The sequence below is a fragment of the Kribbella sp. NPDC004536 genome, assembly GCF_042873835.1.
In the GTDB taxonomy this organism is placed as follows: Bacteria; Actinomycetota; Actinomycetes; order Propionibacteriales; family Kribbellaceae; genus Kribbella.
Map to the genome: position 1 here is coordinate 799,741 of NZ_JBIALY010000003.1, position 13,531 is coordinate 813,271.

Consider the following 13,531-nt stretch of genomic DNA (forward strand, 5'->3'; position numbering starts at 1 on the left):
TGCACATAGTTGTTTGGAACAGCCTAACTCCGAGCAATTCTGTCAATCAATCACCTGCCTTTGACATGACGTTGCCCCGCTCGTCACCCGCCGAACATCGGCGTCTCGCTCCGTGCGCTCACCATGGCGGAATGTGAGCCTCCACTACGTGGCACTGGGGGACTCGACCACCGTAGGGGTCGGGGACCCGCTGAACGGCAGCAGTACGACCGACCTGTCCGGTGCCGGTGCGCGCCCGGGCGAGGGGTGGCGGGGCTGGGCCTCGCTGCTCGCCGACTCCCTGGCCAGCTCCCACCGTGTGACGTTCTCCAACTTCGCGACCAGCGGCGCCACCGTGCCGATCGTCGCGACCGAACAACTACCCTTCACCGGCGATGGCCCGATCGACATCGCCTCACTGATCGTAGGCGTCAACGACACCTTGCGATCGACCTTCGACGCGGAACGGATCCGCGACCACCTGGACCTGATCGCCGACCAGCTGACGGCACGTGGCGCCCTGCTGCTCACGGTCCGGTTCCACGACCACGGGCAGGTCTTCGGCCTGCCGAAGTGGCTGCGCCGGCCGCTGTGGCGGCGGATCGAACAGGTGAACCTGGTGTTCGACGACCTGCATGCCCGGTACGGCGGGATCCGCCTGGACATGGCCGAGTACCCGGAGGTCTACCGGCGCGACTTCTGGAGCATCGACCGGTTGCATCCGGGGGAGCGCGGTCACCGCAAGCTCGCACGGGCGTTCGCCGACGAACTGGCGATCCGTGGCGTGCCGATCGACGTACCGCCGGACCTGGACTGCGCGTACCGGCCGCCGAGCCGGTGGGCGGACGCGGTCTGGCTCGTCAAGGAAGGCGTCCCGTGGGTCGGGCGGCGGGCGCACGACCTGCTGCCGTGGGCGGCCCGGATGGCGGTCAGCCAGGTTCGCTCCGGCCCTCTCAATGCGGAGGTCCAGCGCATCGAGGCATAGGGTCTGAGGCATGGCCCGTATCGATGGACGTAATGCCGACCAGCTCCGACCCGTGACCGTGACCCGGAAGTGGCTCGACCACGCCGAGGGATCGGTGCTGGTCGAGTTCGGGCGGACCCGGGTGCTGTGCGCGGCGAGTGTGACCGAGGGCGTGCCGCGCTGGCGCAAGGGCTCCGGTCTCGGCTGGGTCAGCGCGGAGTACTCGATGCTCCCGCGGGCCACCAACACCCGCTCGGACCGCGAGTCGGTGAAGGGCAAGATCGGTGGTCGCACCCACGAGATCTCCCGGCTGATCGGGCGTTCGCTGCGGGCCGTGATCGACTACAAGGCGCTCGGCGAGAACACCATCCTGCTCGACTGCGACGTACTCCAGGCCGACGGCGGCACCCGGACGGCCGCGATCACCGGCGCGTACGTGGCGCTCGTCGACGCGGTGTCCTGGCTGCGCGAGCGGAAGCTGCTGAAGAGCGAGCCGCTGACCGGATCGGTGTCGGCGGTGTCGGTCGGGATCATCGACGGTACGCCGATGCTGGACCTCTGCTACGAGGAGGACGTTCGGGCCGAGACCGACATGAACCTGGTGATCACCGGCGACGGCAAGTTCATCGAGGTGCAGGGCACGGCCGAGGGCGCGCCGTTCGACCGCGCCGAGCTGGACAGCCTGCTGTCGCTGGGCGTCGCGGGCTGTGCGGACCTCGCGAAGATTCAGCAGGAGGCGCTGGCGTGACCAAGGTGTTGCTGGCGTCCAACAACAAGAAGAAGCTCGAGGAGCTGCGGCGGATCCTCACGCCGATCGTGCCCGGTATCGAGGTGCTCGGGCTCGGCGACGTACCGCCGTACGACGAACCGGCCGAGACCGAGCCGACGTTCGAGGGCAACGCCCTGCTCAAGGCACACGCGGCGCTCAAGGCGACCGGGCTGCCGTCGATCGCCGACGACAGCGGGATCTGCGTCGACGCGCTGAACGGGATGCCCGGGGTGCTGTCGGCGCGGTGGGCGGGTCCATCGAAGGACAACCATGCGAACAACGTGCTCTTGCTCGGTCAGCTCGAGGACGTGCCGGACGAGCGGCGCGGGGCGTCGTTCGTCGCGGCGGTGGCGTTCGTACGGCCGGACGGGCCGGACGAGATGGTCCTCGGGGAGATGCGCGGGTCGGTGATCCGTACGTTGCGGGGCACCGGCGGGTTCGGGTACGACGTACTGTTCCAGGCGGAGGGGTACGACCGGACGACGGCCGAGTTGTCGATCGAGGAGAAGGACGCGATCAGCCATCGGGGCAAGGCGTTGCGCCAGCTCGCTCCGATCGTCGCGAAGGCGTTGGGGAGCTAGCCATGTTGTTCGCGGGTTCTGATCGCGACGGGGTCGCGTCGGGGAAGATCACTGTCGCGTACCGGCGGTGGGCCGAGCCGCGCGTCGTCGAAGGGCGCGTGTACCGCACGAACGCGGGACGGATCGAGATCGACAGCATCCGCCAGGTGAACCCCGAGCTGATCGCGGACACCGACGCCGACCTGGCGCTGGCCGACCGGCAGAACGCGCGGGACGTACGGCGCCGGTTGCGTGGGGACGAGTCGTTGCCGACGTTCCTGATCCGCTTCCACCTGGTCGAGGGGCCGGACCCGCGCGAGCAGCTGGCGGCCAGTACGTCGTTGTCGGACGCTGATCTCGCCGAGCTGCAGGAACGCCTTGCGCTCTTCGACAGACTCAGCAACCACGGCCCGTGGACGCTCCAGACCCTTCAGCTGATCGAGACCAGCCCCGCGGTGCGTGCGGCGGACCTGGCCGCGTCGGTCGGGCGGGAGACCGCGCCGTTCAAGCTCGACGTACGGAAGCTGAAGAACCTTGGGTTGACCTACAGTCTCGAGGTCGGATACCGGATCTCCCCGCGTGGTGCGGCGTACCTGGACTCGACTAGGAGCGAGTGAGTCCGAGCGTCGCGATCAGGTCCTCGTGCAGCTCGAACCAGACCTGGTGACACGAGTCGACGTCGCTGCGGTCGACCCACTTGTGCCGTAGGGCTGTCGCGAACCTCGCGTCGTACCCGCTGAACCGCTCGTCTGCCTCTTTTAGCTGCCGTACGAGTGGTGCGAGTGCTCCGCTCAGCACGCGGAGCTCGTCGAGTACGCCGGCGTCCCATTCGAGGTCGGCGTGATCGTTGGGCGCCAGCGGATCGCCGTCCATCGGCTTGAGCTGCCAGTCCGTACACGCCTGCTGCAAGATCCCGTTGAGCGGCAGGAACTTGTCGTACACCTCCTGCACGATCTCCTTGCCACCCTCGGCCTTCAGCAGCCGCTCGTTCTCCGCGCGACCGGCGTCGGTCAGTGACCAACCGGCTGTGCCTGCGAAGCTGCTGTACGTCGTCCAGTTGCGCGCAACGGCTTGGGCGAGCGCGTTCTTCGTCTCGTCGAGGTCCAGGCTGAACCGCTTGGCGACCGCCGGGCTGTCGGCGAACCCGAGCAACCGCACCGCATGCAGCACGAGCAGCATCACGACGTCCCGTCCTGCCGCGCCGCGAGCCGGTTGAACCGCTGCTGACAGGCCTGCGGCGAACTGAACCCCATCGCGTCCGCCATCTCCGCCCAGGTCAACCCCGAACTCCTTGCCATGAACAACAACCCCGCCTCGACCTCGTCCACCTCGGCTCGGGCCGCCGGCAACAAGGCGAGCGCCGCCAGCAGGTCGCCGTCGCTCAACTTGTCCGCGCGCCAGGCAGCGAACTGCGTGAGATCCACCGCCGACAAGGGAATCGGCCGCGGCCGCCAAGGCCGCGCCGGCAGCTCCTTCGCCCCCTTCGCGAGCAACCGCTCGCGCGCTTCCCGCTCCCGCTCGGCCCGTTCCTGATCCGCCTCGTGCTTGCGCCGCATGGCCCTACCGTGCATCATCAACAAAACGTTGTCAACATTTTGTTGTCAACGTTCTGTTGTGACGGTCGCGTTGATAGGAGTCCAGTGCTGATCCCCCTGACCGCAGCCACCCCCACCACCTGCGGCAACAAAGCCGCTGCCCTAGCCACCCTCCTCAACGCCGGCCTCCCCGTCCCAGACGGCGTGGTAATCCCCTTCACTCCCACCAACCCGCACAACCCCGCCGCAACCCCGCACCCGCCCCACGCAGCAGCCCCGGGCGCTGGCATAGGTCTTGGGTTGGTGGAGTCCGGCGCAGGCCCCTGGGCGGATGGGGCCGGCGCGGGGCGTCGGCTGGGGTGGGGTGAGGTGGAGGAGCTTCGCAGGTGGTTGGAGGAGATGGGAGACCCGGTGGTTGCTGTTCGGTCGTCGGCGTCGAACGAGGACACCATACTGACGTCGGCAGCGGGTCAGCACGACAGCTTCCTCGGCGTACGGGGTCTCGACGCGGTCGTGGACGCCGTACACGCCTGTCGGGCGTCGCTGTGGTCGGCGCGCGCAACGGCGTACCGCAAGACAACCGAAGTCCCCTCGATGGCGGTGATCATCCAGCTGCAGATCGACGCGGACGTATCCGGCGTCATGTTCACCCCCGCCACGCCCGACGACCCAACCCTGATCGAGTCTTCCTGGGGCCTCGGCCCAACCGTCGTCGAAGGCCGCCTGACCCCCGACCGCTACGAGGTCCTGGCCGGAACCGTCACCTCCACCATCGCCGACAAACCCACCTCCCTCACCACCACCGGCCCAACCCCAGTCCCCACCACCAAACGCCGTACACCAACCCTCACCAACACAACCGCCATAGAACTGGCCGCCCTGGGCACCCAAGCCGCCACCCTCTTCGACCACCCACAAGACCTCGAATGGGCCCTCACCGCAAACACCCTCTGGCTCCTACAATCCCGCCCCATAACAGCCCACCCCCCAACCCCCACCAACCCCCGACACTCCCTCACCCACGCCCCGACCCCGAACCCGAACCTCGCCAACCCATCGCCCCGCCCCCTCACCAACACACCGGCCCCCAACCATGCCGACCCATCGCTCCAGACCAGAACCGCCCGGCCAGCCCCGCCCCCCACAGCCCCGCCCCTCACCGCCCCGCCAAGCCTGAGCCGCACCGACCAGCCGGACCCGAGCCGCACCGCGTCGGGCCTCCGCCGCATCGACTCGTCGGGCTTGAGCCGCACCAATCCGCCGGCCTCCACCCACCCGGACTCATCGACACTCAGCCCCACCGACGCATCTGGCCACAACATTGCCGACGTGTCGGTCGCGAACGCCACCGACGCGTCAAGCCTCAGGCCCGCCGACTCGTCAGACCCGAGCTGCACCGACTCGCCGGCCTCCACCCTCGCCGACTCATCTGACCCCGGCCTTGCCGACGGATCGGTCGACAGTGCCACCGACGCGCCAGGCCCGAGGCCCGCCCACTCGTCAGACCCGAGCTGCACCGACCTGGCGGCCGCCACCCTCGGCGACGCATCTGGCCTCGGCTTCGCCGACGCGTCGGTCTCGAGCTCGATCGACTCGTCAGGCCCGGGCCTCGCCGACTCATCGGCATCCAGGTTTGCCGACTTGTCGGGCACCGCGCTTGCCGAGTCACTGGCGTCAGGTCTCGCTGGTCCGCCAGCCGACAGCCGCACCGGCCTACAGGCGTCTGCTCCTACCGAACCTCAGCGGGTCGTTCTGTCCGGCACGCCTGCGAGCCACGGCGACGCGAACGGTCCGGCACGCATTGTGCGCGGTCCAGCTGACTTCTCGAAGGTTCAGTCGGGCGACATCCTCGTCTGCCCGCATACCGACCCGGCCTGGACTCCGCTCCTCACGATCGTCGCCGGCGTCGTGACGGAATCAGGCGGAATCCTCTCGCACGCCGCGATCGTCGCCCGCGAACAATCGATCCCGGCAGTAGTAGCCGTCCCCCAAGCCACCACGAGAATCCCGGACGGCACCCCGATCACCATTAACGGCACCACCGGGTCCGTACGCCTCAATCGCGCTTCAGATACCTGAGATAGATCGCCAGGAACACCAACACGATGCCAACGTTCACGATCAACCGCGGCCAGAACTGATGCCTGAAGAACAGCACGTCGACAGCGACCACGACGACAACCATCGCGACCACGAAAGACAGGACAGCCACCTGTCGTCCCATGATTCGATGCTACCCGCGGAGTTGTGGTCTCCACGTCAGCCAACCGGGCTTCAAGATCCGGGCCGCGGTTGACGTTTCGGGCTGGTGGTTTGGCGGTGTGGTTGAGGGTGGGTGCCGGTGTGGTCGACGTGGAAGCGGAAGCCGTGGGGACTGGTCCATTCGATGGTGCCGTTGGGCAGGCGTCGGTTACGCCAGCCGCCGAAGGTTTTGGCGCGGTGGTGGAGTCGTCCTTGCGGTATGAGGTTGTCGCCGCTGGTCTGCCCGGCCTTCTCCGGCGGACCGCTCCGATCGGGTGAGGCCTCACGACCGGGTGGCCTCGAACGCCCGGCGCGTCCGGGTGATCCGCCCCGGTTGGGTGATTCGGTGCCGACAGCGTCGTCGGTGATGTCGGTGATGTCGGTGATGTCGGCTGCGCGGGTGGTATCGGTGCCGCGAGTGGTGTCGGTGGTGTCTTGGTTGTTGCGGTCGCGCGGCGTGGTGCGGTCGTGCGGGGAGGTGTGGTTGTGCGAGGTGGTGTGGTTGTGCGGGGAGGTGTGGTTGTGCGAGGTGGTGTGGTTGTGCGGGGAGGCGTGGTTGTCCGGGGTGGTGTGGTCGTACGGGGTGATGTGGTCCTGATCCATCGAGACGGTGGCTTCGGCTCCGCTGTAGGGGAACATGTCGACGGGATGCCGCAGGCGTACGCGTTCGCGGATCCGGTCGGGGATCTCGTAGGAGTGGACGCTGACCTGGTCGTGGAGGTCGATGACTGGTTTGACGATGACCTGGTCGTGGCCGAGGAGTTCGCTCAACTGGTTGGCGAGCTGCGGGCCGAGTTGTTCGACGCGGAGTACGCCGGTTCCGGTGGCGAGGGTCTTGTCGGTGAGGTGCACGTACAGGGTGTGCCGTGCCCGCCGTCCGGTGCCTGCGCCGAGTCCGTTGCTGTAGGCATCCTGTTTGATCGCGGCCAGCCGCGCCCGCAGCGTGCCGGCCAACGCGAGTCGCGTGTACCCCTCGACGTCGCCTCCGCCGCCCAGATCCCCGACAGCCTCGATGTCATCGGCGTCGTCGGCGTCACCAGCGGTCGTCTCGTCTCGCACGTCGCCGTCAGCTACACCCTCGTCATCCCACGCGGGCTGGTCGTCCCACACCGGTTCGTCGTCGCACACCGGTTCGTGGTCCCACACGGGTTCGTTGTCGCACGTGTTTGCGCCGTACGCCACCGCGTCGCTGTCGGGTGCGGTCTCGTCGTCGCGTGCGGGCTGGTCTGCGGACATGGCTGCGCCGCAGGGCGTGGCGTTCCGGCCGGGTTTGGGCGTGTTCTGGCGCGAGGTGTGCGCGGTGGAGCCGACTGCGTCGGCCGGGGGTACGGCGTGGGGCGGCGAGTCGGAGTCGGGCGGGGGCGTGGTGTGGGGCGGCGCCGCTGAGCGCGCTGGATCGGTGCCGTTCGCGAAGTCAGTGCTGCTGGCCGGACCGGTGCCGTTCGCGAGGCCGGTGCCGCTGGCCAAGTCGGTGCCGTTCGCCAAGCGGGCGCAGTTCGCCAAGTCAGTACCGCTGGTCTGCCCCGTGCAGTCGGCCGAGTCGGTGCCGTTCGGCAGGCCGACGCTGCTGGCCAGGTCGGTGCCGTCAGCGAAGTCGGTGCAGTTCGCCGGACCGGTGCCGTTCGCCAAGTCGGTGCCGCTGGTCTGCCCGGTGCCGTCGGTCGGGTTGGTGGCGTTCGGCGGGTGGGGCTGTGGGGTTGGGTGTGCTGGGGTGGTGGGGGTTGGGTGTGCGGGTTGGGTTTGCTGTTGGTGGGTGTGGGTGCGGGCGAGGTAGCGGGCTACTTCGAGGAGGTTGTGGGCGGCTTCGGGGTCGGCGATCCAACCGATCGCTTTGGCGCGGCGCTGGTTCAGGGGCTCGGTGTCGCCGAGGATCTTCAACGCCCTGGCGAGGTCGTTGATGGTGGCGTCGAAGCGGATGACGTCGCCGGTCGCGGCGCGGACCCAGATTCGTTTGGTGCCGTGGTCGTCACTGGGGTCGGACTGGGTGACGTGGACGCCGCGCTCCTTCGCGGCGGCCTCGGCGTCCGCCTGGGCCTTCTCGGGGTCGGCCTGCCAGACCGCGGCGGTGACGATCCTCTTCAGCGCACCGGGCGTGACGGTGTTGACGATCCCGGCGACGCGGCGGTCGACGATCGCGGCGGCCTCGACCGACAACGAAAGGCAGGCGCGGGCAATGCTGCGGGCTTTCCACGAGGCCGCGGCGCCGCCCAGGACGGCAGCCCACACCCTGGGCAGGCGATGACGCAGGGCGAGAGCTTCGCCGACAAACGAGGACGCCGCGCCACTGGACATGCCCAGGACCGCGCCGAGTTCGATCGGGGCGAACTCGGCCACCCCCGGACAGCCTTCGCCGCCGTACACCTTCAGGCGTTCGTAGCCGGGCAGCGGCTCGTGGCCTTCGATCACGGCGTTGCGGTCGGCGAAGGCCAGGGCGATGCGGAGCAGGCCGACGGCGGCGTGTTCTTGGTCCTGGGCGTACTCGGCGGCCGCGGACAGTAGGTCCGTGGTGTCGAGGTCGTCCAGGTCAGGGTCGAACATGTGTTCTATTGTATGTCACGGAATGATCACGCACAAATCGACGAAGGCCCCAGATCCCTTTGAATACAAGAGGAAAACACGCGCTTCGGTCTAGGCGGCAACCACTACTTAGCATCCTTGTCTTTGGTGGATCCCGAGGAGGCTCGGGGGCCGGAGAGAGGAATTGGCATGTCTCAGCAGTATCCGCAGTACTCGCAGCCGCAAGTGCCGCCGAAGAAGCCGCGGCGTTGGGTCCCGTGGGTCGTTGCTTCCGGCACCTTTTTGCTCGGGCGGTGAGCGGCTTGGCGGCGAACGGCAGCGGCGGGTCGCCGGGCCGACTGTGACGAAGACCGTGCCTGGGCCGGTGAAGACCGTGACGGCACCGCCGCCGGGACCGAAGGCCGCGATCACTGAGGATGGCGTGTACCTGGTCGGCACCGACATCAAGCCGGGCACGTACCGCAACGGGAGCGAGGGCGACTGCTACTGGGCCAGGCTGAACAGCACCAACGGCGACTTCGACGCGATCATCGCGAACGGGAACGGCGGCAATCAGGTCATCACGATCAAGAAGTCCGACAAGGCCTTCGAGACCCGCAACTGCGGTTCCTGGACGAAGATCAGCTGACGCGACAGGAGAGCGCCATGTCGAATTCGATGGCGGCAGGTGCTCCGGTCGGCGTAGCAGGTGCCTTCGGGTGCTCGTGTCGTACGACGTACCACCTGCGTCGTACGACCGGACGCGCGGCTGGACGGAGGTTGTGCCAGAGGCGGGAGTTGAACCCGCACGCCCGGGGGCGCCGGCACCTAAAGCCGGTGTGTCTGCCGTTCCACCACTCTGGCTGAGGAGGGCGGTGCCTCCCCTAGGAGGTCCATCTTAGGGGAGGTGCCGGGGTCAGCGGTTCTGGAGGGCGTCGATGAAGACGCTCTTCAGGTCGGTCGGGTTCTTGGCGACGTACGCCTGGCCGCCGGTGGCCTGGGCCAGGGCGCTGAGTTCGTCGGCGCTCGTGTCCGGGCCGATGCCGAGGGCGATGATGCGGACCGGGCGGGCCGGGTCCTGCTGAGCCTGCAGGGTCTGGACGGTCTGGGCCAGGGTGGGGCTGCCGGGTTCGTCGTTCTTGCCGTCGGTGAACAGCAGGATCGTGTTCACCGCGTTCGACTTGTACTGCTTGCGGACCGCTTGCATCGCGGCGATCGCGGTGTTGTACAGCCCGGTGCCGCCGCCCACGATCGGGTGCTGGGCGCTGAGCTGGCCGACGATCTTCGCGCGCTGGTTCTTCGACAGCGGCGCGATCGGCACCAGCGGCCGGTAGTCGGCGTTGTCGGTCCCGATCTTGCTCGAGAACGTCCACAGCCCGAGCTCGGCGTTGTCCGGGAACAGGTTCAGGCCGCTCGCGGCCGCCTCGACGGTGAGCTGCCAGCGGGTCTTGGCGCCGACCTTCTCCGCCATCGAACCGGACACGTCGATGACCGCCAGTGAGTGCGCGGACAGCGACAGCCGGGTCCAGTTCTGCAGAGTGGCGTTGATGGCCTGGCCGGTCGGCTTGGTCAGCTGGTTGATGTCGCCGACGCCCCGGCCGCCGCTGAGCGGGCTGAGCTGGGGGTCGCGGAAGCCCGCGTCGTCCCGTGCCTGCGAGGCGGTGTCCGTGAGCAGTTCGGAGGCCAGCGCCTGCGCGGCGTTGGTCGCCTGCTCGGCGTCCGACTTCGCGGTGACGACGATCGGGTAGTCGAGGAACAGCGTTCCGGTGGCCGGCTGGATCGCCTTGAGCTGCGCCTCGGGGTGCGCCTCCTGGTACTTCACGAAGCTCTGCTCGGACGCCGGTACGACCATCCTGCTGCCGTCCTGGTCGGCCCGGCCGAACAGCGCGTTGACGTCCGTGTACGGCTTGGCCAGCGAACCGAGGTGTTGTGCCAGCGGTACGACGACCTGCGACACCTGGTTGTCCGACGCCGAGGTCTTCTGCCGCTCCATCTGCACCGCGAGCAGCGTCAGCGCGCCCGGGGAGGTGTTCAGCGGGTCGAGCAGCGCCGGTTCGGTGGCGCCGAGTACGCGCAGCCAGGTTGAGGTGTCGCCGAAGTTCTCGTTCCGGCTGACCAGGACCAGCGGTGACGTGGCGACCGAGGCGACCGCGACGGTCGGCACGCTCTGCCCGTCGTCGGCCTGGGCCACCCACAGCGAGGAGTCCGGCACCCAGAGGTCGGGGCGGCTGTCACTGCCGTGCGCGACGTCCCGCGCGACCTGCGACGACGGTGCCGAGGTGATCGTGACCTGGTAGCAAGGATTGCCGTCCTTGCCGCCCTTGGCGGCCAGCGACTTGGCGGCGGCCTCCAGCGGGCCCTGCATCTCGGGCGTGGTGGACAGGCTGACCTGGGTCGGGTCGGAGCAGGCCTTGCCGCCACCGAGGAACCCGTCGGCCCCGTTCTGCGATCCGAAGGAACGGACCACGAACACGGCGCCCAGCGTGACTACCAGAATCCCGACCGCGGTGATGTACACCGAGCGACGGTTGTTGTTACTTCGCGTCACCGCAGAGGAATGTTTTCCCATCGCGGCAGGTCCCTCCCTCCCAGATGCTGCCAGAGGCTGACTGCGCGCGCAGATTACCCGGTTTCCGCACGTCACGGCGAAGTCCGGGAACGGTCGTGACACACCCGTCGCTGAACCGGAACCGTCTCCGGAGTACGGCTCTTTCACAGGAACGCTTAAAAACTCACCCTGCGTACCGGCTCCGCTGCGATCCGGTGAGATGTTTCTGTGATCCAAATCACAGCGCCGGTTTCGTCAAACGACCGTTCTATGGACCACGCTCATGAAACGGTCGAAGGTTTCCCTCCGGGAACGGCGGAAACGAGGTGCCTTTTCACAGGCCCAGGTCGCGGCGGAGCTTGGCGACATGCCCGGTGGCCTTGACGTTGTACTGCGCGACCGCGACCTTGCCGTCCGGGTCGACGACGAACGTCGAGCGGATCACGCCGGTGACCTTCTTGCCGTACATGGTCTTCTCGCCGAAGGCGCCGTACGCGGTCAGCACCTCCTTGTCCGGGTCGCTGAGCAGCGGGAACGTCACGCCGTCGCGCTCGCGGAACTTCGCCAGCTTGGCCGGCTTGTCGGGGGAGATGCCGAGGACCGCGTACCCGGCGGCCTGCAGCGAGTCGAGCGAGTCGCGGAAGTCGCACGCCTGCTTGGTGCAGCCGGGGGTCATCGCGGCCGGGTAGAAGTACACGATCACGTTCTTGCCGCGCAGGTCGGCCAGGGCCACGTCGTTGCCGTCGGCATCGGGCAGGGTGAAGTCGGGTGCGGTGTCGCCGACGGACAGACGATCGGACATGAAGCCCTCCACGAATCGATTGAACTGCCGCAATCGTACGGGGCAAGATGCGCCCATGAGTCCCCGCCAACTCTTCGACGGTTATCTGGATCCGCGCCGGCCGCATGCGGGGGCGTACGACGAGATGTTCGATCCGGTGGACGGTGTCCGGACGGCGTACAAGCGGCTGCACGACTCGTTGCTGCCGCTGCGGCCTGGCGATCTGACCACCCGGGCCGAGGCGCTCGACCGGGCGCTGGTCGACCAGGGGATCACGTTCAGCCTGTCCGGGGAAGAGCGGCCGTTCCCGCTCGACCTGGTGCCGCGGGTGATCACGGCGTCGGAGTGGTCCCGGCTGGAGCGTGGCGTCGTCCAGCGGGTCCGGGCGCTCGAGGCGTTCCTGGCCGACATCTACGGCGAGCAGCAGATCGTCGCGGACGGCGTACTACCGCGGCGGCTGATCACCTCCTGCGAGCACTTCCACCGGCAGGCAGCCGGGATCGCCCCGCCGAACGGCGTCCGGATCCACGTGGCGGGGATCGACGTGGTCCGTGACGAGCAGGGAGACTTCCGGGTACTGGAGGACAACCTGCGGAGCCCGTCCGGGGTGTCGTACGTGATGGAGAACCGCCGGACGATGGCGCGGGTGTTCCCGGACCTGTTCGCGAAGCACCGGGTCCGCGCGGTCGGCGACTACGCCGTACATCTCCTGCGCGCACTCCGGGCCGCCGCTCCGACAAGTGCTACGGACCCGAACGTCGTCGTACTGACCCCTGGCGTCTACAACTCGGCGTACTTCGAGCACTCGTTGCTGGCGCGCCAGATGGGGGTGGAGCTGGTCGAGGGCCGAGACCTTCTCGCCAGGAACAATGTGATCTACCTGCGGACCACAGAGGGCGAGCAGCGGGTCGACGTGATCTACAGGCGCATCGACGACGACTTCTTGGACCCCGTGCAGTTCGAACCGGACTCCGTACTCGGTGTGGCCGGTCTGGTGAACGCAGCCCGCGCGGGCAACGTGGTGATCGCCAATGCGATCGGAAACGGTGTCGGCGACGACAAGCTGATCTACACGTACCTACCGGAGATCCTCAAGTACTACCTGGGCGAGACGCCGCTCCTACCGAACGTAGACACCTACAGGTGCTGGCTGCCTGCAGAACAGACCGAGGTACTCGACCGACTCGACGAGCTCGTCACGAAACCAGTAGAAGGCTCCGGCGGCTACGGCATCGTCTTCGGACCGGACGCCTCGCCCAAGGAACTGCAAGCGCAGCGGCGCCGTATCAGGGCCAACCCGCGCGGCTGGATCGCCCAGCCCGTCGTACAGCTCTCCACCGTGCCGACCAAGGTCGGTGAACGGCTGCAGCCAAGGCACGTGGACCTGCGGCCGTTCGCGGTCAACGACGGCGAGGACGTGTTCGTACTGCCAGGCGGTCTGACCAGGGTGGCCATTCCTGAAGGCAGTCTGGTCGTCAACTCGTCCCAGGGCGGTGGCAGCAAAGACACGTGGGTACTGGCACCCAGGGCCTCCGGCGAGGACGCGGAGCTGCGCGGTCCCGGTCTCGGGACGCCCGCGGTGAAGTCGGAGAGTACGCCGGAGCAAGGCCCTGAACTGAACGTCGCCCAACAGCAGCAGCAACAGTGATGGGGAGGTG

The 13,531-nt window shown here is 68.1% G+C and carries 13 protein-coding genes and 1 tRNA gene; 7 read left to right on the forward strand and 7 right to left on the reverse strand.

Annotated elements, in window-relative coordinates:
* The first annotated feature begins 148 nt into the window (after positions 1 to 148).
* Genes ACFYRU_RS29120 through ACFYRU_RS29135 form a run of 4 tightly spaced genes read left to right on the forward strand, consistent with a single transcriptional unit; the run spans position 149 to position 2,889 of the window.
* Positions 149 to 964, forward strand: coding sequence for an SGNH/GDSL hydrolase family protein (locus ACFYRU_RS29120; protein WP_387664167.1), 816 nt, complete (start codon positions 149 to 151; stop codon positions 962 to 964).
* A 10-nt stretch (positions 965 to 974) separates the two neighbouring features.
* Positions 975 to 1,691, forward strand: a complete 717-nt coding sequence (rph, locus tag ACFYRU_RS29125; protein ID WP_387664169.1) for a ribonuclease PH — start codon at positions 975 to 977, stop codon at positions 1,689 to 1,691.
* Positions 1,688 to 2,293, forward strand: coding sequence for an RdgB/HAM1 family non-canonical purine NTP pyrophosphatase (rdgB, locus tag ACFYRU_RS29130; RefSeq protein WP_387664170.1), 606 nt, complete (start codon positions 1,688 to 1,690; stop codon positions 2,291 to 2,293). The genes rph and rdgB overlap by 4 nt, the downstream gene beginning before the upstream one ends.
* Positions 2,294 to 2,295: 2 nt before the next feature.
* Positions 2,296 to 2,889 (forward strand): hypothetical protein, encoded by a 594-nt coding sequence (locus ACFYRU_RS29135; protein ID WP_387664172.1) that lies wholly within the window; start codon positions 2,296 to 2,298, stop codon positions 2,887 to 2,889.
* Here the strand turns inward: ACFYRU_RS29135 and ACFYRU_RS29140 are convergent.
* Together ACFYRU_RS29140 and ACFYRU_RS29145 are read right to left on the reverse strand one after the other, a co-directional pair.
* Positions 2,876 to 3,451: a transcriptional regulator gene (locus ACFYRU_RS29140; protein WP_387666036.1), complete on the reverse strand. Its 576-nt coding sequence runs from the start codon at positions 3,449 to 3,451 to the stop codon at positions 2,876 to 2,878. The two genes, ACFYRU_RS29135 and ACFYRU_RS29140, sit on opposite strands and share 14 nt — an antisense overlap.
* A complete protein-coding gene (locus ACFYRU_RS29145) occupies positions 3,451 to 3,828 on the reverse strand; it encodes a hypothetical protein (RefSeq protein ID WP_387664174.1) in 378 nt (125 codons plus the stop codon). The genes ACFYRU_RS29140 and ACFYRU_RS29145 overlap by 1 nt, the downstream gene beginning before the upstream one ends.
* Before the next feature lie 348 nt (positions 3,829 to 4,176).
* Here ACFYRU_RS29145 and ACFYRU_RS29150 point away from each other — a divergent pair, with 348 nt between their 5' ends.
* Positions 4,177 to 5,886: a PEP/pyruvate-binding domain-containing protein gene (locus ACFYRU_RS29150; RefSeq protein ID WP_387664175.1), complete on the forward strand. Its 1,710-nt coding sequence runs from the start codon at positions 4,177 to 4,179 to the stop codon at positions 5,884 to 5,886.
* Here the strand turns inward: ACFYRU_RS29150 and ACFYRU_RS29155 are convergent.
* Positions 5,864 to 6,031, reverse strand: coding sequence for a hypothetical protein (locus ACFYRU_RS29155; protein ID WP_387664177.1), 168 nt, complete (start codon positions 6,029 to 6,031; stop codon positions 5,864 to 5,866). The two genes, ACFYRU_RS29150 and ACFYRU_RS29155, sit on opposite strands and share 23 nt — an antisense overlap.
* A gap of 50 nt (positions 6,032 to 6,081) precedes the next feature.
* Entirely contained in the window at positions 6,082 to 8,586 is a 2,505-nt protein-coding gene (locus tag ACFYRU_RS29160; RefSeq protein WP_387664179.1) for a DUF222 domain-containing protein, read from the reverse strand.
* Between the two features lie 319 nt (positions 8,587 to 8,905).
* Here ACFYRU_RS29160 and ACFYRU_RS29165 point away from each other — a divergent pair, with 319 nt between their 5' ends.
* Entirely contained in the window at positions 8,906 to 9,193 is a 288-nt protein-coding gene (locus ACFYRU_RS29165) for a hypothetical protein (RefSeq protein WP_387664181.1), read from the forward strand.
* 134 nt (positions 9,194 to 9,327) lie between these two features.
* Here ACFYRU_RS29165 and ACFYRU_RS29170 read toward each other — a convergent pair.
* The 3 genes from ACFYRU_RS29170 to bcp all read right to left on the reverse strand — a co-directional run bounded on the left by ACFYRU_RS29170 (position 9,328) and on the right by bcp (position 11,894).
* Positions 9,328 to 9,408 (reverse strand) — tRNA-Leu (locus tag ACFYRU_RS29170).
* A 52-nt stretch (positions 9,409 to 9,460) separates the two neighbouring features.
* Positions 9,461 to 11,092 (reverse strand): substrate-binding domain-containing protein, encoded by a 1,632-nt coding sequence (locus tag ACFYRU_RS29175; protein ID WP_387664183.1) that lies wholly within the window; start codon positions 11,090 to 11,092, stop codon positions 9,461 to 9,463.
* Between the two features lie 334 nt (positions 11,093 to 11,426).
* The gene (bcp, locus tag ACFYRU_RS29180) at positions 11,427 to 11,894 is read right to left on the reverse strand and encodes a thioredoxin-dependent thiol peroxidase (RefSeq protein WP_387664185.1); all 468 of its coding nucleotides are present in this window, start codon (positions 11,892 to 11,894) and stop codon (positions 11,427 to 11,429) included.
* Between the two features lie 55 nt (positions 11,895 to 11,949).
* Between bcp and ACFYRU_RS29185 the strand changes: the two genes are divergently transcribed.
* The gene (locus ACFYRU_RS29185) at positions 11,950 to 13,521 is read left to right on the forward strand and encodes a circularly permuted type 2 ATP-grasp protein (protein ID WP_387664187.1); all 1,572 of its coding nucleotides are present in this window, start codon (positions 11,950 to 11,952) and stop codon (positions 13,519 to 13,521) included.
* Positions 13,522 to 13,531 lie beyond the last annotated feature (10 nt).

Coding starts and splice junctions, on each gene's coding strand:
- rph (WP_387664169.1), top strand. CDS start 975: ATGGCCCGTATCGATGGACGTAATGCCGACCAGCTCCGACCCGTGACC.
- ACFYRU_RS29135 (WP_387664172.1), top strand. CDS start 2,296: ATGTTGTTCGCGGGTTCTGATCGCGACGGGGTCGCGTCGGGGAAGATC.
- ACFYRU_RS29140 (WP_387666036.1), bottom strand. CDS start 3,451: ATGCTGCTCGTGCTGCATGCGGTGCGGTTGCTCGGGTTCGCCGACAGC.
- ACFYRU_RS29145 (WP_387664174.1), bottom strand. CDS start 3,828: ATGCGGCGCAAGCACGAGGCGGATCAGGAACGGGCCGAGCGGGAGCGG.
- ACFYRU_RS29155 (WP_387664177.1), bottom strand. CDS start 6,031: ATGGGACGACAGGTGGCTGTCCTGTCTTTCGTGGTCGCGATGGTTGTC.
- ACFYRU_RS29160 (WP_387664179.1), bottom strand. CDS start 8,586: ATGTTCGACCCTGACCTGGACGACCTCGACACCACGGACCTACTGTCC.
- bcp (WP_387664185.1), bottom strand. CDS start 11,894: ATGTCCGATCGTCTGTCCGTCGGCGACACCGCACCCGACTTCACCCTG.
- ACFYRU_RS29185 (WP_387664187.1), top strand. CDS start 11,950: ATGAGTCCCCGCCAACTCTTCGACGGTTATCTGGATCCGCGCCGGCCG.